We start from the raw sequence: 22,116 nt of genomic DNA on the forward strand, positions 1-22,116 counted from the left end.
CTGCTAGCGGCTGGTTGGCGGGTTACCCGCGGGGCCGGCGGAACCGCCCGGAGTACCCGACGGCGGGGTCTGCCCGGGGAAGAAGGTCTGATCGGCAGCCTTGGGCTGCTGCTCGGGGTTGACCACCCGGCCTTCCATCGGATCCGCGGGGGCCTTGGGATCGTCGTCCTTCATCTGGCGGACCTCGGATTTGAAGATGCGCAGGGACTGGCCCACGCTCCTTGCCAGTCCCGGCAGCTTCGGAGCGCCGAAGAGCAGGATGGCCAATACGATAATGGCAATAAGCTGCCAGCCTTCAAGCCTCATGGCGTTGTCCTTTCGTTAAACAACAATCCTATGTCAGAGTTCCGGGAAGTCGCGCCATGCACGGGGCTGCCCTTTGGCTGTGCGGCGCTCAACCCGGCGCTGCCGGCGCGCCTGGCGGCGGGCGGTCTTGCCCGCTTCGTAGGACTTCCGGGCGGCGGCCGGTTCCGTGAAGATGCCAGGCTTTTCATCCTCGACCACCATGGACGGAACGGTGTCCGGTGTGCGCAGGGAGAACTTGGCCGTGGCGGTTTCGACTTCTCGGAGGACACTGAGGAACCGCTGGAACAGCCGGTAGCCAATGAGGGCATAAAAGCCAGCCGCGCCTGCCGCGAGGGCAAGCCAAATCAGTATCCAGGACCACCAAGGCATAGTTCCAGCATAGTGGAGTATGTATTCCGTGTCGGACTGCCCGTTAGCCGGCCGGATAGTTTCCGGCAGCTTCCTGAAGCCAGGACTGCGCCGCCTCGCGCAGTTCAGCCGGTGCAGCAACCGCCGCCCCGCCGCCAAGCCTGCCCATAAAGGAGGGAATCCAGGCGGCGTCCGCCGTCCGCAGTTCCACCGCGGTGCGCCCGTCCGGCAGCGCGGCCCGGCGCTCGGCGTCGTACGCCTCAGCCACCCACAGGGAGGCCGGGTCCAGTACGAGTGTGACCAAGGTGTCCTGCGGGCCGGGCGTGAACAGGCTGTCCGGGAAGGACGCATCCGTCTCGGGTGCATGGGTGAGGGCAGGGCCGGTGTCCCGGACACCGAGGATCCGGTCAACACGGAAATTGCGCAGCGCTTCGGCCCGGTGGCACCACGCTTCCACGTACCAGATGTTGTCCACGGAGAACAGGCGGCGCGGATCAACCGTGCGGAGGGTGACTTCGTCCCGGCGCGGAACCAGGTACCGCAACTCAAGCTGACGGGCACCGGCAATGGCCAGCTGCGTTTCAACCAGCACGTCTGCCCCGGCGGTGTCGTCAAGGCGTGCCGCCACGGCCGTGCCCACGGCCCCGGCTTCGCCCGCAGCTTCCGTCAGTTTCCCGACGGCGCCTGCCACTGCGGCCGAGGAACCAATGCCCGGCAGCGCGGACAGCGTGTCCAACCCGACAATGAGCGCTGCGGCCTCATCCATGCCGAAGCGCACCGGCTCGGAGAGGTTGTCTGCGTTCTCGATATAGATCCGGTCGTCATCGAAACTGACGTCCATCAACCCGTTGGGGTAATGCCGGGGCCCGCTGACAAACAAAAGGTCCAGGTCCTTGGCCAGCTGTTCCTTGCTCACTCCGAAGGCGGCAGCTGTTTCGTCCATGTCCGCACCCTGGTTGGCCAGGACGTACGGGACCAGGTCGAGCAGCCGGGTGAGGTGGTCCTGTGCGCCGTATCCCGGCCGGCGGGCCGGTGCGGACTGTTCCGCCAGGGTGAATTCCGGCAACGGGCGGCGCTGGGCTTCGAGGGCGCCGGTGAGCGCGTTGCGGACTGCGTCCACGTATTCGGGCGGGTCGACGGCGACGGCGGCGGCCCCGAGCGCGGCGGTGTCGGCGGCAAGCGAGTCGAGGTCGCGCACCTGCAGCAGGAGCCTGTCCCGGCCTCCCGTACCGGGAACCACCGACTGTGCCTGGAGCCGCAGGGCCGTGCCGGTGCCGGGAAGCAGCTCCACCTCAGCCGGGCGGACGGTGAAGAGATCATCGAGGGAAGCAAGCGAAGCATCGATGTCAAAGTCTTCGGGCACGGTGTAGCTGCCCGGACGCAGCCGCACTGGTGCCTGCATGCGGGATAGCCGGAAGATCCGCTCGGCACGGCGGTCAAGGTCGTACCCCACTAGGTACCAGTGCCCGAAGCGGCTGCCCATCCCCCAGGGCTGGACCCGGCGGACCGAAACGGTGTCGGACCCGGACGCGCGGTAGCTGAAGGTTACCGGGACCCGGGTGGTGGCGGCACGCCAGATGTCATCGAAGTACGGGTCATTGGTCCGGATGCTCGGCTGCAGCGGGATGCGGCCGGCGTCGTCGGGAAGGACCCCGCGGGCCTGGAGCTTGCGCAGTGCCCGTGCTGCCGCGGAGCCGAGCGAGGCCTGGTCCCACATCCGGGCGGCCAGGGCCAGGACCGCGGACTCTTCCGGGGTGAACTGGACGCCGGGAAGCCGGTACGCGTCGTGCCGGATCCGGTAGCGCTGGACGGTGTTGTCCTCGTATTCCTCGCTGGCGGACTCCACCGGGATGCCCTGCTCGCGCAGGAAGGCCTTGTCCCGGTCAAAGAGTTTTTCGCGGGCCTCGGGCGTGGCGGCTTCGCCGTACAGTTCGATCTCCTCGAACAGTTCATGCTTGGTGAAGCCCCTGCGGGTGGAGAGCAGCGCAATAACGAGGTTGAGCAGGCGTTCGGTTCTCTTGGCGGACACGGAGCTAATCTACCTTTCTTCCGTGCCGGTGGACGAAGAAAGGCGGCGCCGGCCTCCATGTCGGAGGCCGGCGCCGCCGGAACGCAGGGCTAGCGGACGCCGAGCAGGTCCACCACAAAGATCAGCGACTCGCCCGGAGCCACGGCGGAACCTGCGCCGCGGTCGCCGTAAGCCATGGATGCCGGGATTTCCAGCCGGCGGCGGCCGCCGACCTTCATGCCCAGCAGGCCCTGGTCCCAGCCCTGGATGACCTGGCCCACGCCTACCCGGAAGTCCAGCGGAGCGCCGCGGTTCCAAGAGGCATCGAACTCTTCGCCGGTGGAGAAGGCCACGCCCACGTAATGGGTGGAAACCGTGTCTCCGGCCTTCACTTCCTGGCCGTCGCCGACTACGAGATCCTCAATCACGAGGTCCGTGGGTGCGTCGTGGGCCGGAAAATCGATCTCCGGCTTCTGGCGGTCGTATTCACGCTTTCCGAATGACATTGGTGCTCCTCGCATCGGTACAACTGGTGTGTCTGGTGAGTCAGGTGTTAAAGCTACTTGACTTCCTGGATGTCCACTACAAAGGCCAGCGGGCCGGAAGGGCCGCTCTGGGCTGGATCGCCGTAGGCCAATTCGGACGGCAGGACCAGGAGGACCTTTGAGCCCGCCTTCTGGCCGGCCAGGCCGTAGGTCCAGCCGGACACCACGTTGGCCAGCGGGAACTCCACCGGCTCACCGCTTTCGTAGCTGGAATCAAAGGTCTTGCCGTCCCGCAAGCCCACGCCCAGGTAGGCGGCCTTGACCGTGCCGGTGGATTCGAGCACCGGACCGTCGCCCTCTTCGAGGACCTTCACGATGAGGCGGTCGGGTTCCTCCACACCCTCGGGAATGGTGATCGACGGCGTGCCGTCTTCTCCGAAGCTGACCTGCGGGAGCTTTCCTTCGCTGTCCAGGGCTGCAACGTCTTCGGGACTCATGAGCAGCGTGCCTTCGGCATTGCGTGCTGCCGCTTCATCCTGGCTGAGGGAGGGCACGGTATCCACGGCGTCCATGACCGTGAAGACCAGGAAATTGGTTTCAAGTCCGGCTTCTTCGTCGCCCGGAACGTAGTAGGCGAAGTCGGAGCCGACGTGGGCGCCGAGCAGGGCGTCGTAGAGCTGGGAGTTGGAGGATTTCAGGGCCTCGTCCACGGCGATGCCCTGGGCATCCTCCGCGGTGTAGCTTTCATCGACGAGCGAGCCGTCTTCGGGGTTGATGATCGCCAGGCGAAGCATGGCGGTCTGGTCCGCTGCCACTTCCTTGCCGTCACCATCGTTGATGCGTGTCAGGGTGGGTTCGTCCGCGCTGAGCGGCTTGTCGAAATCGACCGTGGGTGCGGTGCCTTCTTCGCCCCCCTGGATCTTCACGGAGGACAGCGGGCCGCTGTCATTGCCGTCGCCGCCGGAGCAGGCGGTCAGGAACAGCAGGAAAGGCAGGAGTATCGCTAGTACTTTACGCACAGTACTTCTTTCAGTGGTGGACATGATCAGTGTGGAACCGGGGCATGGCGCTATCCGGACCGCAACAGGCCCCACACTAACCGGTCCGCCTGAATGAATCCTAGGTGGCGCAGGCGGCAGGCGCGTCACAGGGTAGAGAGCAGGGCCTCCACCCGTTCATCGACTGAGGCAAAGGGGTCCTTGCACAGCACGGTCTGCTGCGCCCGGTCGTTGAGCTTCAAATGCACCCAGTCCACCGTAAAGTCCCGGTTCGCGGCCTTGGCCCGGCGTACAAAGTCACCGCGGAGCTTGGCTCGGGTGGTCTGCGGCGGCTGGTCCACGGCTTCCTTGATGTCGCTGTCCTCGACCACCCGCGCCGTTTCCCCGCGTGCCTGCAGCAGATAGAACAGGCCGCGGCGCCGGGAGATGTCATGGTAGGTCAGATCCACCTGGGACAGGCGCGGGGAGTTCATTTCCAGCCCGTTGCGCTCACTGTACCGGTCCACCAGCTTCTTCTTGATGGCCCAGTCGATCTCGGTGTCGATGCTGGAATGGTCCCCGGACTCGATGGCGTCCAGCGTGCGTTCCCACAGGTCCACCACCCGCCCGGTATGCCTGTTGTGTTCCCCGTTGGCGGAGACGAAGTCCTTGACCCGCTGCAGGTAAATCCGCTGCAGGTCCAGCGGGGTCATGGTGGAACCGTTGGCCAGCTTCAGCGGTTGCCGGCCGGAGAGGTCATGGGATGTTTCCCGGATGCTGCGGATGGGGTTTTCCAGCCGCAGGTCACGCATCAGCACTCCGGCTTCGATCATCCGCAGCATCAGGTCCACCGAGCCGGCCTTGAGCAGCATGGTGGTTTCGGACATGTTCGAGTCCCCGGCGATGACGTGCAGGCGCCGGTAGTGCTCGGCGTCGGCGTGGGGTTCGTCCCGGGTGTTGATGATGGGGCGGGAACGCGTAGTGGCGGAGGAGACACCTTCCCAGATGTGGTCCGCGCGCTGGGAGAAGGCATAGAGGGACCCGGACTGGGTCTTGAGCACCTTGCCGGCACCCACCAGCAGCTGGCGGGTGACCAGGAACGGGATGAGGACGTCAGCCAGCCGGGAGAACTCCAGCCGGCGCGGAATCAGGTAGTTTTCGTGGCTGCCGTAGGAGTTGCCGGCGGAGTCGGTGTTGTTCTTGAAGAGGTAGACGCTGCCGTTGAAGCCTTCTGCCCGCAGCCGTTCCTCCGCCTCGTCCACCAGGTCGTCCAGGATCAGTTCCCCGGCCCGGTCGTGGGCCACCAGCTGCGCCAGGTCGTCACATTCGGCGGTGGCGTACTCGGGGTGGGAGCCGACGTCGAGGTACAGCCGGGAGCCGTTGGTGAGGAAGACATTCGAGGAGCGTCCCCAGCTGACCACCTTGCGGAAGAGATAGCGTGCCACTTCCTCCGGGGACAGCGGGCGTGAGTCCGGGCCCGAGTAGGCGATGCCGAACTCGGTTTCCACCCCGTAGATCCTGCGGTCCATCAGTCTCCTTCCGCGCCGGACAGCAAGCGGTCCAGCTCAACGGTGTTTATCCTGCGGAACGCCCTGACGGTGCCGCGGGTCGAGAGCGGGTCCCGGTCCAGCACTGCCACTTCCAGCAGCCCGGCCCCCAGCCGGTCCGGAGGCTGGCCCCCGCCGTTGCCCTCCGGGGTCCGCGTGGCGGAGAGGGCGGTAACAGCTGTGCGGATGGCGGAGACGAAGCCGGCGTCCTGGTTCCAGGACCGGGCCAGGGCCTCTTTGACAATGTCGGCCTGCCCGCCCATCACGGTGTAGTTGCTTTCGTCGGCGATGGCACCGTCGAAGTTGAGCCGGTAGAGGCGGTCCGAATAGGGGTCCTCCCCCACCTCCACCACGGCTAGTTCAACTTCGAAGGGCTTGCCCTCGGTGGTGAACACCGAGCCCAGGCTCTGCGCGTAGACGCTGGCGAGGCCCCGCGCGGACACATCCTCGCGGGAATAAGAATAACCGCGAACGTCCGCGAACCGGATGCCGGCCTGGCGCAGGGACTCAAACTCGTTGTACTTGCCGACGGCGGCGAAACCGATGCGGTCATAGATTTCGCTGAGCTTGTGCAGGGACGGCGAGGGGTTTTCGGCCACCAGCGCAATGCCTTCCCTGCAGGTCAGCACCACCACCGACCGTCCCCTGGCAATGCCTTTCCGGGCAAAGTCTGCCCGGTCCTTCATCAGCTGTTCGGGCGACACATAGAACTGCTGGGTCACGGCTACGCCTCCAGCCCGGCGGCGGAGCGCCGTTGAACGAGCTCACGGGCAAGTTCCTGCAGTTCCCGCTCGGGGATTTCCCGATTGCCGGCGCTGTTGACCACGTAGACCACCGGCCACAGCCGGCGCACCATGTCCGGTCCGCCGGTGGCAGAGTCGTCATCGGCGGCGTCGTAAAGGGACTCCACCGCCACGGCCACCGCCGACTCTTCGTCCAGGTTCGGCTGCCACAGTTTTTTCAGGGCGCCGCGGGCAAAGACCGAACCGGAGCCCACGCTGTGGTGCTCATATTCCTCGTACCGGCCGCCGGTGACGTCGTAGGAGAACAGCCGGCCCGCCCGGCGCTGGGTGTCGTACCCGGCGAACAGCGGAACCACTGCGAGCCCCTGCAGGGCCAGCGGCAGGTTCGAACGGACCATGGCAGCGAGCCGGTTGGACTTTCCGTCCAGGCTCATGGGCGTGCCCTCGATCTTTTCGTAGTGCTCCAGTTCCACCTGGAACAGCCGGATCATATCCAGGGCCAGCCCCGCGGTGCCGGCGATGCCCAGCACCGAGTAGTTGTCCGCGGGAAAGACCTTCTTGATGTGCCGGGAGGCGATCATGTTGCCCATGGTGGCCCGCCGGTCTCCGGCCATCAGCACCCCGCCGGCGTAGGTGAGCGAGACGATGGTGGTGGCCTGCGGCGCCAGCGAAGCCGCGGAACCCTGCGATGAGGGCCCCAGGGACCGGGCGGAGGGCAGCAGGCCGGGGTTGTGGCGTTCCAGATGGTCGGTGAACGATGCGGAGGCGGCGGTGTCGATGGCGGCGGCGGGGTCCCGGGGGGCCATCCGTCACTGACCGCCCTTCTGGATGAAGCCGCGGACAAACTCTTCGGCGTTGCTCTCCAGCACGCCGTCGATTTCGTCCAGCAGATCGTCCACGCCTTCGGTTTCGGCGGATGCTTCCGCTTCGGCGGCAGGCGGCGGGGCGGTTTCGGTTTCTTCTTCTACGGGATGCGTTCCGGTGTTTTTGCGGTCCTGGGTTGCCATGATGCTTAGCCCTTTCTTGCCCGGGGGTTGAATCCTAGTCCTATGGTGCCACGGTGCCCTCTGAACCGGTCAGGAGTCTGGCCACAAAATCCTCGGCATCGGCCGAAGCGCGGAACAGTTCCTCCGTAAGCTCGCGGGTACCGCGCAGCGGTTCGCGGGTAGGGATGCGCTGCAGCCGCCGCCGGGAGGGCAGCTCGAAGATGATCGAGTCCCAGCTCGCACCGATGACTTCCCGGGGGAACCGGGTCAGGCAGTTCCCGCGGAAATACGCGCGGGTATCTTCCGGCGGGTGGGTGACGGCACGGGCAATTTCCGCATCCGTCAGGATCCGCTCCATCTGCCCGCGGGCTGCCAGCCGGTAGTACAGTCCCTTTTCCGGCCGCATGTCCGCGTACTGCAGGTCCACCAGGTGCAGCCGTGCATCGGACCAGGACAAACCGTCGCGGTCCCGGTAGGCCTGCAGCAGTTTGAGCTTGGCTGCCCAGTCCACTGAAGCGGACGCCTCCAGGGGGTCCCGCTTCAGTGTTCCCAGCAGGGCGGACCAGCGGGCCAGGATGTCCTCGGTGTCGGCATCGGTTCCGCCGGTGGCGCGGGCATGCTCCGCGGCAGCTTCGAAGTAGATCTCCTGGAGGTCCAGCCCGGTGACCATACGCCCGTCCTTCAGCTCCACCAGCTGTTCCAAGGCCGGATCATGGCTGATGGCCTGCAGCGAGCCCACCGGGTCCCGCAGTTCGAGGTCCGGGGCGGTACCGGCCTCGATCATGGACAGCACCAGGGACGTGGTGCCGGTCTTCAGCAGCGCGGACACCTCGCTGAGGTTCGCGTCCCCGATTATCACGTGCAGGCGCCGGTATTTCTCCGCCACGGCATGCGGCTCGTCACGGGTGTTGATGATGGGACGCCGGATGGTGGTTTCCAGCCCCACCTCCGTTTCGAAGAAATCCGCCCGCTGGCTGAGCTGGAAGCCCTGGCGCTGGTTGTTGGTGCCGATGCCCACCCGCCCGGAACCGGCAATCACCTGGCGCGAGACGAAGAACGGCACCAGGCCGCGGACCAGGGCACCGAAGGGAACGCTCCGGGGCACCAGGTAGTTCTCGTGGGAACCGTAGGACACCCCCTTGTTGTCGGTGTTGTTCTTGTACAGGTGAACCGGCGCGAACCCGGGCATCCGGCCAATGTGCCGCATGGCCGCCAGCACCACGGCGTCGCCGGCCTTGTCCCACAGCACCGCATCGCGGGGGCGCGTGACTTCCGGAGAGGAGTACTCGGGATGGGCATGGTCCACGTACAGCCGCGCCCCGTTGCCGAGCACCATGTTCATCAGCACCGGGTTGTCAGTGGTCTGCTCGCCATACAGCGCCGCCGGTCCCCCGCCTTCCATGGCAATCTGTTCGGCGTCCAGTACGGGCGGTTCGTCCGTCAGTTGGGTCGGGTCCGCGGCCGCCCGGGGCACGGCGAAACCCCGGGCGTCGTTCAGCGGCGCCTCGTCGGTATAGTCCCACCGTGTGCCGGAAAGGTTGCCCGCCCCGGAGCGCAGCGTGGCCGCGTAGGCGTTGACGATCTGGCTGGACAGGACGGTGGCATTGGCGGAGGGCAGGGACGGAGCGAGCACGCCGTACTCGGTCTCCGTCCCCATCACCCTGCGGACGGTCACAGATACTGTCCCGGGTTGGCCGCGGTTTCGATGGTCCGGCCGGGTTCCTGGCCGGCCTTGCCCTGGACAATGGTGCGGATGTAGGTGATGCGCTCGCCCTTCTTCCCCGAAATCCGTGCCCAGTCGTCCGGGTTGGTGGTGTTGGGCATGTCCTCGTGCTCGCGGAACTCGTCCACCACGGCGCGCATCAGGTGCTCAATGCGCAGGCCCCGCTGGTGCAGCTGAAGCAGGTCCTTGATGGCGTACTTCTTCGCCCGGTCCACGACGTTCTGGATGACGGCGCCGGAGTTGAAATCCTTGAAGTAGAGCATCTCGGTGTCGCCGTTTGCGTAGGTGACCTCCAGGTACTCGTTTGCCTTGTCCTCGGCGTACATTTTTTCCACGGTGCGCCGGACCATTTCCCCGACTGTTGCCACCGGGTCGTAGCCGTGCTCCGCGAGGTCTTCCCGGTGCAGCGGAAGGTCCGGTGTGAGGTACTTGCCGAAGATTTCTGCGGCGCCTTCGGCGTCGGGACGCTGGATCTTGATTTTGACGTCCAGCCGGCCCGGCCGCAGGATGGCCGGATCGATCATGTCCTCCCGGTTGGAGGCACCGATCACTATGACGTTCTCCAGCTTCTCCACGCCGTCGATCTCGCTGAGCAGCTGCGGAACAATGGTGGTCTCGACGTCGGAGGACACCCCGGTGCCGCGCGTGCGGAAGAGGGAGTCCATTTCGTCGAAGAAGACCACCACGGGGCTGCCGTCCGAAGCCTTCTCCCGGGCGCGGCCGAAAATCAGCCGGATGTGCCGCTCGGTCTCCCCCACATACTTGTCCAGCAGTTCCGGGCCCTTGATGTTCAGGAAGTAGCTGCGGGCGCCCAGTGTCCCGTTCTGTTCCATGACACGGGCGGCCAGGGCGTGGGCCACGGCCTTCGCGATGAGCGTTTTGCCGCACCCCGGAGGGCCGTAAAGCAGGATCCCCTTGGGCGGTTTCAGCCCGTGCTCGCGGTAGAGGTCCGGATGCATGAACGGCAGCTCCACGGCGTCGCGGATCTGTTCGATCTGCGGGCCCAGCCCGCCGATATCGGCGTAGGAGATATCCGGAACTTCCTCCAGGACCAGGTTCTCCACTTCGCTGCGCGGAATTTTCTCCAGCGCGTAGCCGATGCGGGTATCCACGGTCAGCGCGTCCCCCACCCGCACCTTGTCCCTGCTGAGGGGGCCGTTGAGCCGGACCACCCGTTCGTCGTCGGCGCGTCCGATGACCAGGACCCGGTCCGGGTCCAGCAGTTCCTTGACCGTGAACAGTTCGCCTGCCCGTTCAAAACCGAGCGCCGCGATGACGGTGAGGGACTCGTTAAGCAGCACCTCCTGGCCCGGGACGATTTGTCCCAGGTCCAGGAGCGGTGAAACCGCCACCCTCAGCTTTCGCCCGGACTGGATGATGTCCAGGCTTTCCTGCACCGATGCCGTGGTGGTCACTCCCGGCTCGGCGTCCCGGCGCTGGTTCACTCCGATCACGGTGCCGAAGCTGAACGGTGTGGCGCCCTCATTCTCCAGTGCATCCTTCAACCGGATGATTTCGGATTTTGCGGTTTCAAGCATGGCTACGAGCCGCGCGTTGTTGTGCGTCAGGGCAGCAAGCTGCCGGTCCAGGTTCCGGAGTTTATCCCGGAGCACATTCAACTGGCGTGCTTCGGCCGCTGTTCCGGCAGAAGCCGGAACAGTGTGGGATTCCCCGGTCCCGGGTGCGACGTTTTCGGGTTCAGCCATGGTACCGACCGCCTTCACATAGCTCTGGGTCTGTCCTTCGACAGTAACCCAGCGCTGCGTGAGATACACGGGGTCCGGCGTCTTGTGTTTCGCCGGCTACCCGTTAAGGGGTGTCGGTCTCCTGCTGGAACTTTTCGGCGTTTTCGAGGGCTCCGCGCTGCACTGTGGAGCTCGCGTCCTTGGCCGCCCGGCGCAGCTTGTGGGCTGATACTTCGCGTTCCCCCACTGCTGCGGGTGTCCACGCGTTGAGGTCCTCTTCGCTGAAATTGGTCTTGGACGCGCGGCGCTTGGCCACCAGTCCGGTGGCGCCTTCGGCCAGCCGGCGGGCGGTCAGCAGGAAGCCCGTGTGGGCCACCATCCGGTGGTCCGGGCGGACTGCGAGGCCTTCAAGGTGCCAGCCGCGGACCATGGACTCCCAGCCGTCCGGCTCGGTGAAGCGGCCGTCGGCGCGGATGGCCTCCGCCGTGCGGGAGAGCTGGGTGACCGTGGCAACGTAGGAGATCCACACCCCGCCCGGGGCCAGGACAGTGGCGACGGCGTCGGTGCACTCCCACGGGGCGAGCATGTCCAGGACCACGCGGTCCACGCTGCCCGGCTCTTCGGCCTTGACCACTTCGTCCTGGAAATCCCCCAGGGTGATGTTCCAGGCCGGGTGCGGGCCTCCGAAGAAGGTTTCCACGTTGCCGCGTGCGATCTGCGCGAACTCCTCCCGGCGCTCGAACGAGTGCAGGCTGCCGTTGTCGCCTACGGCGCGCAGCAGCGAGATGCTCAGCGCACCGGATCCAACGCCGGCTTCGACTACCCGTGCACCGGGGTAGATGTCCGCCATGGTGACGATCTGCGCGGCGTCCTTGGGATAGACCACTGCGGCACCGCGGGGCATGGACAGTACGAAGTCCGAGAGCAGCGGGCGCAGGACCTGGTACTGGTGGCCGGCGGTGTTGGATACTACGGAACCTTCGGGCAGCCCGATCAGGGTGTCGTGCTGAAGGTACCCGCGGTGGGTGTGGAAGGCGCCGCCTTCGGTGAGGGTGATGGTGTTGCGCCGGCCCTTTTCGTCGGTGAGCTGGACCCGTTCCCCGGGCTTCAGCGGTCCCCTGCGGATATCGGCGCCGTGGGGTGCAGCGCCGGGGGCCTGCTCCTGGTTATCGGAGTTCATGGATCTTCCTTTGGTTCTCTTGCGGGTATGTAACGGGCAACGGCGGTGCCGGGCCCGTAAGGAGGTGTGTGGCGGCCGGCCCTAGCGGGGCGGGCGGGCGGGTTTGCCGGTCACGGCGGTGACGACGGCGGCCTGGCGCAGCAGGCCCGTGACGGCGCCGTCACTGTCAATGACCGCGTATTCGCTTCCCTGCAGTTTGGCCAGGTAGGAGACGAGTTCCTGGCCGGCCGCGGCTTCGGGCACATAAGCGCCGGGCGCCAGCGGGCGGGCCACGGACTGCACGGGTATCTGTTCTGCCGTGCCGGGGGGAACGGAGGCCAGGGCATCCCGGTCCACCACCGCTTCGGGCTGGCCGGTGGCGGCGGTGACCACCACGGCGGTTCCCGGGTGCTGTTCGGCCAGATGCCGGGCGGCAGCCGCCGTAGAACCGGCGGGCAGGGAGACCGCAGGTTCCATCAGCGCGGAGGCAGCAACCCGGGGCAGGCGCAGGCGCAGCCGGGCATTGGTGATGGCCGCTCCCGCCCCCATCCACAGGAAGCCTGAGAGCAGGGCAGCCACCAGGACCAGGCTGAGGGTGGGCGTATCGCCGCGCACATAGGGCGGAATGAACAGCAGCCCCAGGATCAGGACAACAATGATCCGGCCGGCCCAGCCTGCCGCAATGGTGCCCCGTTCCTGCGAGCCGGTGGCTTTCCAGACGGCGCTTTCCACAATCCGGCCGCCGTCCAGCGGCAGGCCCGGAAGGACGTTGAAAACGGCCACGAGGAGGTTGGCGTAGGTGAAAACGGCTGCGACCAGCCAGCCCACCGTGCCGGAGGGAAGGATCCTCAGTACCCCGTAGCCGGCCAGGGCCAGCAGGAAATTCGCAGCCGGTCCGGCCAGCGCCACCAGCAGGGACCTGCCCGGTGTGGAGCGAAGGTCACCGAACTGGGTGTGTCCGCCCCACAGGGTCAAGACGATCTTCGTGGTGGGCCAGCGGTAGGCACGCGCAATGAGTGCGTGGGCAACCTCATGCGCGAGTACCGACAGCAGGAGCAGGATGGCGTAGCCAAAGGCAACAGCGTAGGCGCCGGCCCCGAGGTTCGGGAAGAACTGCCGCACCTGGGGCCCGAACACGGCCACAATAAGCGCGGCAACCAGGAACCAGGAATAGGCCAGGATGATCGGCACCCCGGCAATGCTGCCCAGCGCGATGCCTTCCCGGCGGGCGGTGCCGCCGGGCCCGCTGCTGCTCACCTGGCGGGCTCCGGAACGGGACCCGAAAGCAGGAGCAGCAGGTCGCGGATGCCGCGCCCGGCCAGGGTGTCCCATTCGTGCCGGACGGTCCCTGCCGGCAGCGGTACGAAGTTGGGTACTCCCAGTGTGGGAAGTCCGGCCGCCTGTGCGGAGGCGGCACCGGGCAGGGAGTCTTCGACGGCCACGATGCCGGTTTTCTCCAGTCCGGGAAGGGCTGCCGCCATGGTGTCGAAGGCCAGCTGGTAGGGCGCGGGGTCCGGCTTGCCTGCGCTGACCATGTCTCCGGTGACCACCACATCGAAGGTGCCTGCCGGCAGGGCCCGGACAATTTCCCGGGCCAGGACGGGTTCGGACATGGTCACCATGGCGCAGGGAATATCCGCCTGGCGCAGTTCTGCCAGCAGCTCACGCGCGCCGGGCCGCCAGGGTACAGCGAGGCGGACCTGCTCGGTGACCTGCCCGATCAGCCGGTCGATGATCTCCCGCACAGCCAGGGGCACGCCGGCGTTGCGGAGCATTCCGGCTGAGAATTCAAGGGCCTGGCCCACCATTGCCTCCGCCTGCGCTTCGGTCCACTCGATGCCGTAAGCGGCCGTGAGGTCTTTTTCGGCGGCGATCCAGTAGGGCTCTGTGTCAACGAGGGTGCCGTCCATATCCCAGAACACGGCCTGCAGGGTCGGGGCGGCATGGCTGCGGGCGGAATGGCCTGCGGGAAGTGTGGGCATGCCCTAAGTCTAAGGGGCGGCGCGGACCGGCGTTTCTTTTGCTCTGCGCGAAGCGCCCTGACCCGGTCCTGACACAGGGTGAAACGGGGCATAGTGTGATTGTGTGAGCACTACCGACGGCTTCCCGGCAACCGGGCTGCAGGACTTTTTTGGCGATGAGACTTCCCCCGAACGCGTCACCGTGATGCTGGCGGCGTTCGAGGGCTGGAACGATGCAGGTGAAGCTGCCTCGGACGCGCTGAAATTCCTCCACCGGCACTGGGACAGCGAAAAAATTGCCAGTATCGACGCCGATGAGTACTACGACTTCCAGTTCACCCGGCCGGCCATCAAGCGAACGGCCTCCGGCGGTCACCGGATCAAGTGGCCGACCACCCGGATCTCCCGTGCCGAGGTCCCGGACAGCAACCTTGACGTCATCTTCGTGACCGGGGTGGAACCCTCCTATAAGTGGCGGGCCTACACCGCCGAACTTATTGCCCTGGCCAAGGAACTGGACGTGGACTGCATAGTGCTTGCCGGCGCACTGCTGGCCGATGTGCCGCACTCGCGTCCTATCCCGGTTACGGCCACCTGCGAGGAACCGGACCTGCAGGAAAGCCTGAGCCTGGAGGAGTCCGCCTATGAGGGACCCATCGGCATCGTGGGCGTGGTCTCGGAGATGGCAAACCTCGCGGACATTCCCTCCGTCTCGCTGTGGGCGGCCGTGCCCCACTATGTGGGGCAGGCGCCCTCGCCCAAGGCGCAGCTGGCACTGCTCAACCGGATCGAAGAGCTCCTGCAGGTTCCCCTGGACACCCGCCTGATCACCGAAGAGGCCGAGGCGTGGGAACGCGGGGTGGACGAGCTGGCCACCGAGGACCCCGAAGTGGCCGCCTACGTCCGCCAGCTGGAAGAGGCCAAGGACACCGCCGAGCTCCCCGAGGCCAGCGGTGAATCCATTGCCCGCGAGTTCGAGCGTTACCTGAAGCGGCGCCGCCGGGACTGACCTGCGCTAGAGGCGGATGCCCAGCAGGGCATCCAGTGCGGCGGAGACCAGCTCTCCCCCGGCCGGTGTCCCCGCAGGGACGGTGGCCAGTGCCGCCGCGGCCCAGGCATCGGCGGCCTGGAGTGCGGCAGGGGCATTAAGGTCATCGGCCAGTGCTTCGCGGATCCGTGCGAGCAGGCCTTCGGCCGCGCTCTCGTCCGTGAACTCCAGTGCGTGCCGCCAGCGGCTGAGGCGTTCCTCCGCCGACCGCAGCTGATCTTCGGTCCAGAACCAGTCGGTGCGGTAGTGGTGGGAGAGCAGGACCAGGCGGATGGCAGCCGGTTCCACCCCCTCGGCGCGCAGACGCGAAACCAGGACCAGGTTGCCCAGGGACTTGCTCATTTTCTCGCCATCCAGGCCCACCATGCCCGCGTGCGCATAGTGGGAGGCCAGCGGGGTTCCGGCACTCGCGTAGGCGTGCCCGGCACTCATTTCGTGGTGCGGGAACACCAGGTCCGAGCCGCCGGCCTGAACCGTGAAGGGGCGGGGCAGGAACCGCTGGGCAATGACCGAACACTCAATGTGCCAGCCGGGCCGGCCCTGGCCCAGCCGCCCGCCGTCCCAGGACGGTTCCCCGGTCCGGGCCTGGCGCCACAGCAGCGGATCCAGGGCGTTGCGCTTGCCCGGACGGTCCGGATCTCCGCCGCGTTCGGCGAACACCGGAAGCATGGCTTCGCGGTTCAGGTGCGAGACCTGGCCAAGCCACCACGCATCGGGGTCTTCCGGGGCGAGCCGGGAGGCGGCGTCGACGTCGAAGTACAGATCGCCGTCGGGCTCCCCCGCGGTTCCGGGAACCCGGTAGGCCAGGCCGCGGTCCATCAGGTCCTCCACCACCGGAACAATCCACTCCACGGCCTCGACGGCACCAATGTAGTGGTCCGGGGCCAAAACGTTCAGGGCCTCCATGTCATCACGGAAGAGCTGGGTCTGTTCCTGGGCCAGCTTGCGCCAGTCGGCACCGGTGGCGTTGGCGCGTTCCAGCAGCGGATCGTCGACGTCGGTGACGTTCTGTACGTACCGGACGGTGTATCCGGCGTCGCGCCACTGGCGGTTCAGCAGGTCGAACGCAACGTAGGTGGAGGCATGGCCCATATGGGTCGCATCGTAGGGGGTGATCCCGCAGACGTACATGCTCGCGTCTGAATCCGGCTGCACGGTCACCGGCGCCTGCGCGGCGGTGTCGTAGAGGCGGACGTTGGTCGACGTACCGGGCAGAGTGGGCAGGGAGGGGGATTTCCAGGCAATCACGCTATCAACTCTACTGGGCGCGGCCTCCGGCCGCTGACGGTCCCGGACCGGCCGGGCGGCCGTCAGGCGGCAATAAAGCCGAAGCCGAGAAGCAGGTAGATCAGCACGCCCAGCAGGATGCGGTACCAGACGAAAAGACTGTAGCTGCGGGTCGAGACGTAGCGAAGGAACCAGCCGATGATGACGAATCCCACAACGAAAGCGACAACGGTGGCAGCGCCGGTCTGGGCCGCCGAGTACGGCATCGGCTCATCCAGCGCCTTTACCAGCTGGAACAGTCCGCTGCCGAAGACGGCGGGAATGGCCAGGAGGAAGGCGTAGCGGGCCGCGGCTTCGCGGGTGTAACCCATCAGCAGCCCCGCCGTGATGGTTCCGCCGGAGCGGGAGACGCCGGGAATCAGGGCCAGCGCCTGGGCGAACCCGTAGAGGATGCCGTGCTTGTAGCTGAGCTGGTCCAGGGAACGCTGCTGGCGTCCGACGGCGTCGGCGATGGCCAGGATGATGCCGAAGACAATGAGCATGGTGGCCACAAGCCACAGGCTCCGGAACGTGCTTTCGATCTGGTCCTGGAAAAGCAGGCCCAGCACCACGATCGGGATGGTGCCGATAATGATGAGCCAGCCCATGCGCGCATCGGGATCGCTGCGGGGCACCCTGCCCGTGAGGGAACCGAACCAGGACTTGATGATCCGGACTATGTCCTTCCAGAAGTACACGGCCACGGCCGTCTCGGTGCCCAGCTGGGTGATGGCGGTGAACGCCGCCCCCGGATCCCCGGCACCGGGCAGCAGTTCCCCCACAATGCGCAGGTGCGCGCTGGAGGAGATGGGCAGGAACTCTGTCAGGCCCTGGACCAGGCCCAGGAAGATCGCTTCAAACCAATTCACACTAAGACTCTATGGCACCGGAGGGCGTCTCCCGGGCACTGCGGTGCGGTCAGCGGCTGGCCGGGCGCCCCAGCGGATTGCCGTTTTCATTCCCGTCATCCCCGGGAATCCCGTCCGGGGTTATCGGGTCCGTGTCGTCCTCGAGGGCCTCGTAGTCGTCTTCGTCGTCTTCGTAGATTTCCAGCGGGGTGACCTCCCCGTAGGCGTCATAGAGCACTTCCTCGTAGACTTCGAAGGCATCGGCGATCGCGAGGTACGCGCTCTCGACGACGGGATCCTTTTCGCCGCGGCGGCTGGCAGCCGCCGCAAGGTGCTCCTCGAAGGCCGTGACCAGGGACTGGAGCGCGATGCGCGGATCTATGCTCATTCCCTAGACGTTAGCGGTAAAGTAGGCAAAATTGGAGGGAAATGCGCGAACAAATTCTTGCACCAGATGTCTCCCGTCGGCGCGAAAACACCCGGGACTATGAATACCTGGTGGTCTCTGTTGAGCCCACCGAATCCCTGCCCGAAGCCCGGCGCCGCCTGATTGAACACGCCGAGTACGGCAAGTGGGAACTGCACCGCAGCCGGATCTACAGCGGCGGCGGACGGCGGTTCTGGCTGCGCCGAAGAATCCTGCGAGTCCAGCGGACCGCCTAGGGCCTACTCCACCGGGCCCAGGACGGCATTAGCCACGGAGGCATGCACCGAGTCCTCGCTCGAGGGATGGAACATGCCCGCCAGTACATCCCGGTACAAGCGCTCCAGCTCCTGTCCCCGGGAGTAGCTCCGGCCCCCCGCCACCCGCATGGCGGTTTCAACGACGCCGCGGGCGGTTTCGGTGCTGCGGTACTTCAGGCCCGAGAGCAGCGGGAACCAGTAGCTGCCGTGGTCCGTGCCCTCTTCCAGGTCCCGGGAGAGGGCGTCCAGCTCCAAGCCTGCGCCGTCCATCCGCAACGCGGCGTCGGCAACCTTCCACCGGGTATCCGGATCAGCCGACGCCGGAACGCCGTCCGGTGAGCGGCGGCCACGGGCTGCGTCAGCGGCCAGCTGCACGGCGCGGTCCCCGATCCCCGTGTAGACCGCGGACAGCAGCGTCTCGAAAAGGCTGAAGATGCCGAAGACGAACGCGTCGCGGTGCGGGCCCACCGGCGTCGTGCGGACCATCCGGGCTGCCGGTACCACCGCGTCATCCAACCGTGTGGTGCAGGACTGGCTGGCCCGCATGCCCATGGTGTTCCAGTCATCGGCGAGGGTGATTCCTGCGGTCCCCCGGTCCGCGAAGCCGAAAACCAGCCGCGGGTCTTCCGGGGCGGAGGTGTCCTTCCCGAAGATGCCCAGCCGGGTCCACGCCGGGGAAAGGCTGGTGAAGATCTTGGTGCCCGTGAAGGCGTAGCCGCCGTCCCCCGTGGGCCGTGCCGCTGTGTGGGAGTCAAAGAGCACGGCGGGATTGCCGGGCTCGGAGACGCCGAAGGCAAACAGCTCCCCCGCTGCCGCTTCCTTCAGGACAAAGGCCAGGGAGTCATCGCCCTGCCGGGCCAGCAAGTGGGCTACTCCGCACCAGACCTGGTGCATGTTCACGGCCAGCGCGGTGGCCGGGGCTGCTGCCGCCAGCAGGCGCTGGCTCGCAACGACGTCGGGAATGCCCAGTCCCGCCCCGCCCTCGGCTACCGGCGTGAACAGGGCGAGATACCCTGCTGCCCGCAGCTCTTCCAGGTCTTCGGTGAAGAAGCTGTTGGTTTCGTCGTAGCCTGCGGCGCGGGACCGCAGGCGCTCAAGCAGATCCGGGGTGAGGATGTCGGTGGCGGGCACGGGGGTTCTCCTTGCTGGGTCAGTAACCGGGTGCGGTCAGTAACTTGTGAGCAGCCGCGACAGGACCCGGGTGCCGAACTTGAGTGAATCCACCGGCACCCGCTCGTCCACGCCGTGGAACATGCCGGTGAAATCCAGGTCCTCGGGCAGGCGGAGCGGGGCGAAACCGTAGCCCGTGATGCCCAGCCGGCTGAGGGACTTATTGTCCGTGCCGCCCGAGAGTGTGTAGGGAAGCACGGGCGCGCCGGGATCCTCGGCCTGCAGCGCACCGACCATGGAGTCCACCAGGTTGCCCTTGAACGGCACCTCCAGGGACACGTCCTGGTGCTCATAGCTGATGTCAATGCCGTCGCCGGCCAGTTCCCGGATGGTGGCCAGCACCTGTTCCTCCTGCCCGGGCAATGTGCGCGCATCAATCAGCGCCTCGGCAGTCCCGGGAATGACGTTGTGCTTGTAACCGGCCTTCAGCACGGTGGGGTTGGAGGTGTTCTGCAGGGTGGCACCCACAAAACGCGCCACGGTGCCCAGTTCGGCCAGGATGCGGTCCGGGTTGTCCGGATCGAATTCGACGCCGGTCAGTTCCGTCACACCGTCAAGGAAGGCCCGCGTGGTGTCCGTCAGCTCAATGGGCCAGGGGTGGCTGCCGATATTGGCGACGGCGCGCGCCAGCCGCGTCACGGCGTTGTCGGTGTTGATCTGGGAGCCGTGCCCGGCGCGCCCGTGGGCCACCAGCCGGAGCCAGGAGATGCCCTTCTCCGCCGTCTGCAGCAGATAGGTCCGCCGGCCGCCGATGGTGGCCGAGAAGCCGCCCACCTCGGAGATAGCCTCCGTGGCGCCGTCGAACAGTTCCGGCCGGTGTTCCACAGCCCAGCGTGCTCCGTAGTCACCGCCGGCTTCCTCGTCAGCGAAGAACGCGAAAACAATGTCCCGGCGGGGCTTGGTGCCCGTGGCTGCCATGGAACGCATCACGGACAGGATCATGGCGTCCATGTCCTTCATGTCCACGGCACCGCGGCCCCAGATCAACCCGTCGCGCTCTTCGCCGCTGAACGGGTCCACGCTCCAATCCTGTTTCTGTGCCGGCACCACATCCAGGTGCCCGTGCACCACCAGGGCGGGCAGGGATGAATCACTGCCCGCCATCCGGGTCACCACCGACGCGCGGCCGGGCGCGGACTCAAAGAGATCCGCCGAGAGCCCGGCTTCCTCGATCAGCCCGGCCGTGTATTCAGCCGCGGCGCGCTCCCCCGGTCCGGAGTTGTCGCCGAAGTTGGAGGTGTCGAACCGGATCAGCTCCCGGCAGATCCGGGCCACCTCGTCTTCGGCGCTTACTGCTGCGCCGGGCCGGACTGCACGGGAGTCGTCCCCGGCGGAGGAATTGGAGCGGGCGTCTTCAGGCATGGTGTCCCCTTCGGTATGCTGTGCTGCCAGCTTAGCCAGAGAGGGCGTGAGGTGCGCCGCATTTCGCCTTCCGGCGATGCCCAACCTGCCTGCGGCTTGGGTCGATTCGTTGTTCGGTGCGAAACCGTGTTAGAGTTTTTCCCGTTGCTTCCACAGGTTTTGAACAACACTGGAACCTGTGGAGATCACCCAAGCGCGGGTGGCGGAATGGCAGACGCGCTAGCTTGAGGTGCTAGTCCTCTAACGAGGGTGGGGGTTCAAGTCCCCCTCCGCGCACAGACAAACCCCCGGAATCTTTCGATTCCGGGGGTTTTTTGTTGGCCGCGAAAAGCACGTTGATGTGATGTTCGGCACCACTGGACGAACGGCTTAGATGCTAGGTGCCGGGTGCGGAACAGTATCCGTCCCGTTTGCGGGTCAATCATCGCAGGGCCGCTGCGGGGCGTGTTGCCCGGATGAACGCACCGGTACCCTCGATGCCATGGACGGCGGCGCGGTTTTCAATCTCCTGCTGGTTGTGTTCTTCATCCTGCTGGGCGGAGTTTTTGCGGGTGCTGAAATGGCCCTGGTGTCCCTTCGGGAAAGCCAGATCAGCGGCATTGAACGCAGTGGCCGGCAGGGGGCGCGCACCGCGCGTCTGGCCCGCAACCCGAATCTTTTCCTCTCCGCCATCCAGATAGGCGTGACGCTCACCGGTTTCTTCTCAGCGGCCTACGGCGCTTCCGCCCTGGCACCGGCGGTGGTGCCGCTGCTGCGCCGGTGGGGACTGTCCGAGGCGGCAGCTGACACTACGGCCTTTATTGTGCTGACCCTGTTCGTGGCCTACCTGTCCCTGGTGCTTTCGGAACTGGTACCCAAGCGCCTGGCCATGCAGAACGCGGTACGGTTCGCCAGGATCCTTTCGCCCGCACTGAACCTGTTCGCGGTGCTGATGCGCCCGGTAATCCGGTTCCTCTCGGTCTCCACCGATACGGTGGTGCGCCTGCTGGGCGGCAACCCCAACGTGAAGACGGTACCGGTGAGCAGCCAGGAACTTTGGGACATGGTGGCAGCCAGTCCCATGCTTGCCGAGGACAGCAGGCGGATCCTGTCCGATGTGTTCGGAGCCGGTACGCGGTTGGTGCAGGAAGTGATGCGTCCGCGCACCGAAGTGGTTTTCCTCCGGTCGGATCTGTCGCTGGAGCAGGCCCGGGAAGAGGTGCGCGAACTGCCGTACTCGAGGTACCCGGTCATCAGCGGGTCCGTGGACGACGTCGCCGGGTTCATCCACGTCCGTGACCTGATGCCGGATCCGCAGGACCCGGAACGGGACGTGCGCACCGTGGCGCAGATCCTGCGGCCCATCCTGTTTGTACCCGGCACGGCCACGGTGCTGCCCTCCCTGACCCGGATGCGGCGGGAAAACAGCCACATAGCCGTTGTGGCAGACGAATACGGCGGTACGGACGGGATCATCACCTTGGAGGACCTGATCGAGGAACTCGTGGGCGAAATCTACGACGAATACGACACCGGCCGGGACCCGGAGGACCGTTACCGGCGCGAGAAGGGCCAGCTGGTGGTGGACGGCGCGCTGATCCTCCAGGAGTTCGAGCGGCTCACCGGCGTCGCCCTGCCGGAGGGACAGTACGAGACACTTGCCGGCTACATCCTCGAACAACTGGGCCGGATGGCCCGCCCCGGCGACACTGTCCAAGGGCCCGGCTGCCGGTTGGAGGTACTGGGCGTGCGCAGGCGGCGGATTGGTGCGGTGCGGGTAATTCCCGAAGCCGCCCACTGACCGGCGTCCACTGAACGGCGCCCCCCGTTG

At 66.4% G+C, this 22,116-nt stretch carries 21 protein-coding genes, 1 tRNA gene and 1 pseudogene; 4 read left to right on the forward strand and 19 right to left on the reverse strand.

Annotated elements, in window-relative coordinates; genetic code table 11:
• Positions 1-3 precede the first annotated feature (3 nt).
• From tatA to LJ754_RS08865, 14 genes and pseudogenes are all read right to left on the reverse strand, one after another.
• Positions 4-306, reverse strand: a complete 303-nt coding sequence (gene tatA / locus LJ754_RS08800; protein ID WP_227911396.1) for a Sec-independent protein translocase subunit TatA — start codon at positions 304-306, stop codon at positions 4-6.
• A 33-nt stretch (positions 307-339) separates the two neighbouring features.
• Positions 340-675, reverse strand: a complete 336-nt coding sequence (locus tag LJ754_RS08805; RefSeq protein WP_227911395.1) for a hypothetical protein — start codon at positions 673-675, stop codon at positions 340-342.
• 43 nt (positions 676-718) lie between these two features.
• Positions 719-2,683 (reverse strand): helix-turn-helix transcriptional regulator, encoded by a 1,965-nt coding sequence (locus tag LJ754_RS08810; protein ID WP_227926280.1) that lies wholly within the window; start codon positions 2,681-2,683, stop codon positions 719-721.
• Positions 2,684-2,772: 89 nt separating this feature from the next.
• A complete protein-coding gene (locus LJ754_RS08815; protein WP_227911393.1) occupies positions 2,773-3,168 on the reverse strand; it encodes an FKBP-type peptidyl-prolyl cis-trans isomerase in 396 nt (131 codons plus the stop codon).
• A gap of 53 nt (positions 3,169-3,221) precedes the next feature.
• Positions 3,222-4,166 carry an FKBP-type peptidyl-prolyl cis-trans isomerase gene (locus LJ754_RS16930; protein WP_227911392.1) on the reverse strand — a complete coding sequence of 315 codons (945 nt, stop codon included), beginning with the start codon at positions 4,164-4,166 and terminating at the stop codon, positions 3,222-3,224.
• Between the two features lie 125 nt (positions 4,167-4,291).
• On the reverse strand, positions 4,292-5,653 hold the full coding sequence (gene pafA / locus LJ754_RS08825; RefSeq protein WP_227911391.1) for a Pup--protein ligase: 1,362 nt from the start codon (positions 5,651-5,653) through the stop codon (positions 4,292-4,294).
• Positions 5,653-6,393: a proteasome subunit alpha gene (prcA, locus tag LJ754_RS08830; RefSeq protein ID WP_227911390.1), complete on the reverse strand. Its 741-nt coding sequence runs from the start codon at positions 6,391-6,393 to the stop codon at positions 5,653-5,655. The genes pafA and prcA overlap by 1 nt, the downstream gene beginning before the upstream one ends.
• 2 nt (positions 6,394-6,395) lie before the next feature.
• Positions 6,396-7,220: a proteasome subunit beta gene (prcB, locus tag LJ754_RS08835; protein WP_227911389.1), complete on the reverse strand. Its 825-nt coding sequence runs from the start codon at positions 7,218-7,220 to the stop codon at positions 6,396-6,398.
• A gap of 3 nt (positions 7,221-7,223) precedes the next feature.
• Positions 7,224-7,421, reverse strand: a complete 198-nt coding sequence (locus tag LJ754_RS08840; protein ID WP_227911388.1) for a ubiquitin-like protein Pup — start codon at positions 7,419-7,421, stop codon at positions 7,224-7,226.
• Positions 7,422-7,461: 40 nt separating this feature from the next.
• Positions 7,462-9,057, reverse strand: coding sequence for a depupylase/deamidase Dop (dop, locus tag LJ754_RS08845; protein WP_227926592.1), 1,596 nt, complete (start codon positions 9,055-9,057; stop codon positions 7,462-7,464).
• Positions 9,058-9,071: 14 nt separating this feature from the next.
• A pseudogene (gene arc, locus LJ754_RS08850) lies at positions 9,072-10,763 on the reverse strand (proteasome ATPase); the annotation flags it as partial.
• A gap of 169 nt (positions 10,764-10,932) precedes the next feature.
• On the reverse strand, positions 10,933-11,988 hold the full coding sequence (locus tag LJ754_RS08855; protein ID WP_227926282.1) for a tRNA (adenine-N1)-methyltransferase: 1,056 nt from the start codon (positions 11,986-11,988) through the stop codon (positions 10,933-10,935).
• 81 nt (positions 11,989-12,069) lie between these two features.
• On the reverse strand, positions 12,070-13,224 hold the full coding sequence (locus LJ754_RS08860; RefSeq protein WP_227926283.1) for a site-2 protease family protein: 1,155 nt from the start codon (positions 13,222-13,224) through the stop codon (positions 12,070-12,072).
• Positions 13,221-13,949 (reverse strand): HAD family hydrolase, encoded by a 729-nt coding sequence (locus LJ754_RS08865; RefSeq protein WP_227926284.1) that lies wholly within the window; start codon positions 13,947-13,949, stop codon positions 13,221-13,223. The genes LJ754_RS08860 and LJ754_RS08865 overlap by 4 nt, the downstream gene beginning before the upstream one ends.
• A 136-nt stretch (positions 13,950-14,085) precedes the next feature.
• On the opposite strand from LJ754_RS08865, the gene LJ754_RS08870 reads away from it, so the two are divergent.
• Positions 14,086-14,937, forward strand: coding sequence for a PAC2 family protein (locus tag LJ754_RS08870; protein ID WP_227911585.1), 852 nt, complete (start codon positions 14,086-14,088; stop codon positions 14,935-14,937).
• Between the two features lie 6 nt (positions 14,938-14,943).
• Here LJ754_RS08870 and mshC read toward each other — a convergent pair whose 3' ends face one another.
• From mshC to LJ754_RS08885, 3 genes are all read right to left on the reverse strand, one after another.
• Positions 14,944-16,224 carry a cysteine--1-D-myo-inosityl 2-amino-2-deoxy-alpha-D-glucopyranoside ligase gene (gene mshC / locus LJ754_RS08875; protein ID WP_227926285.1) on the reverse strand — a complete coding sequence of 427 codons (1,281 nt, stop codon included), beginning with the start codon at positions 16,222-16,224 and terminating at the stop codon, positions 14,944-14,946.
• A gap of 62 nt (positions 16,225-16,286) precedes the next feature.
• Positions 16,287-17,111: an undecaprenyl-diphosphate phosphatase gene (locus tag LJ754_RS08880; protein ID WP_227911382.1), complete on the reverse strand. Its 825-nt coding sequence runs from the start codon at positions 17,109-17,111 to the stop codon at positions 16,287-16,289.
• Positions 17,112-17,160: 49 nt separating this feature from the next.
• Complete coding sequence (locus tag LJ754_RS08885; RefSeq protein ID WP_227911381.1) at positions 17,161-17,478, reverse strand: hypothetical protein; 318 nt, start codon at positions 17,476-17,478, stop codon at positions 17,161-17,163.
• A 41-nt stretch (positions 17,479-17,519) separates the two neighbouring features.
• Between LJ754_RS08885 and LJ754_RS08890 the strand changes: the two genes are divergently transcribed.
• Complete coding sequence (locus tag LJ754_RS08890) at positions 17,520-17,753, forward strand: DUF5703 family protein (protein ID WP_227911380.1); 234 nt, start codon at positions 17,520-17,522, stop codon at positions 17,751-17,753.
• A 3-nt stretch (positions 17,754-17,756) separates the two neighbouring features.
• Here LJ754_RS08890 and LJ754_RS08895 read toward each other — a convergent pair whose 3' ends face one another.
• Both LJ754_RS08895 and LJ754_RS08900 read right to left on the reverse strand, forming a co-directional pair.
• Positions 17,757-18,905: an acyl-CoA dehydrogenase family protein gene (locus LJ754_RS08895; RefSeq protein WP_227926286.1), complete on the reverse strand. Its 1,149-nt coding sequence runs from the start codon at positions 18,903-18,905 to the stop codon at positions 17,757-17,759.
• A 36-nt stretch (positions 18,906-18,941) separates the two neighbouring features.
• Complete coding sequence (locus LJ754_RS08900; protein WP_227926287.1) at positions 18,942-20,306, reverse strand: M20/M25/M40 family metallo-hydrolase; 1,365 nt, start codon at positions 20,304-20,306, stop codon at positions 18,942-18,944.
• 193 nt (positions 20,307-20,499) lie between these two features.
• Between LJ754_RS08900 and LJ754_RS08905 the strand changes: the two genes are divergently transcribed.
• Positions 20,500-20,582: transfer RNA gene (locus LJ754_RS08905), tRNA-Leu, on the forward strand.
• 205 nt (positions 20,583-20,787) lie between these two features.
• A complete protein-coding gene (locus LJ754_RS08910; protein ID WP_227926288.1) occupies positions 20,788-22,086 on the forward strand; it encodes a hemolysin family protein in 1,299 nt (432 codons plus the stop codon).
• Positions 22,087-22,116 lie beyond the last annotated feature (30 nt).

Source organism: Arthrobacter sp. zg-Y40, assembly GCF_020731535.1.
Lineage (GTDB): Bacteria > Actinomycetota > Actinomycetes > Actinomycetales > Micrococcaceae > Arthrobacter_B.

What these genes read in the sequence shown, in the direction of transcription:
- tatA (WP_227911396.1), bottom strand. Translation starts at nt 306, where the DNA reads ATGAGGCTTGAAGGCTGGCAGCTTATTGCCATTATCGTATTGGCCATC.
- LJ754_RS08805 (WP_227911395.1), bottom strand. Translation starts at nt 675, where the DNA reads ATGCCTTGGTGGTCCTGGATACTGATTTGGCTTGCCCTCGCGGCAGGC.
- LJ754_RS08815 (WP_227911393.1), bottom strand. Translation starts at nt 3,168, where the DNA reads ATGTCATTCGGAAAGCGTGAATACGACCGCCAGAAGCCGGAGATCGAT.
- pafA (WP_227911391.1), bottom strand. Translation starts at nt 5,653, where the DNA reads ATGGACCGCAGGATCTACGGGGTGGAAACCGAGTTCGGCATCGCCTAC.
- prcB (WP_227911389.1), bottom strand. Translation starts at nt 7,220, where the DNA reads ATGGCCCCCCGGGACCCCGCCGCCGCCATCGACACCGCCGCCTCCGCA.
- LJ754_RS08840 (WP_227911388.1), bottom strand. Translation starts at nt 7,421, where the DNA reads ATGGCAACCCAGGACCGCAAAAACACCGGAACGCATCCCGTAGAAGAA.
- dop (WP_227926592.1), bottom strand. Translation starts at nt 9,057, where the DNA reads ATGGGGACGGAGACCGAGTACGGCGTGCTCGCTCCGTCCCTGCCCTCC.
- LJ754_RS08855 (WP_227926282.1), bottom strand. Translation starts at nt 11,988, where the DNA reads ATGAACTCCGATAACCAGGAGCAGGCCCCCGGCGCTGCACCCCACGGC.
- LJ754_RS08865 (WP_227926284.1), bottom strand. Translation starts at nt 13,949, where the DNA reads ATGCCCACACTTCCCGCAGGCCATTCCGCCCGCAGCCATGCCGCCCCG.
- LJ754_RS08885 (WP_227911381.1), bottom strand. Translation starts at nt 17,478, where the DNA reads ATGAGCATAGATCCGCGCATCGCGCTCCAGTCCCTGGTCACGGCCTTC.
- LJ754_RS08890 (WP_227911380.1), top strand. Translation starts at nt 17,520, where the DNA reads ATGCGCGAACAAATTCTTGCACCAGATGTCTCCCGTCGGCGCGAAAAC.
- LJ754_RS08900 (WP_227926287.1), bottom strand. Translation starts at nt 20,306, where the DNA reads ATGCCTGAAGACGCCCGCTCCAATTCCTCCGCCGGGGACGACTCCCGT.
- LJ754_RS08910 (WP_227926288.1), top strand. Translation starts at nt 20,788, where the DNA reads ATGGACGGCGGCGCGGTTTTCAATCTCCTGCTGGTTGTGTTCTTCATC.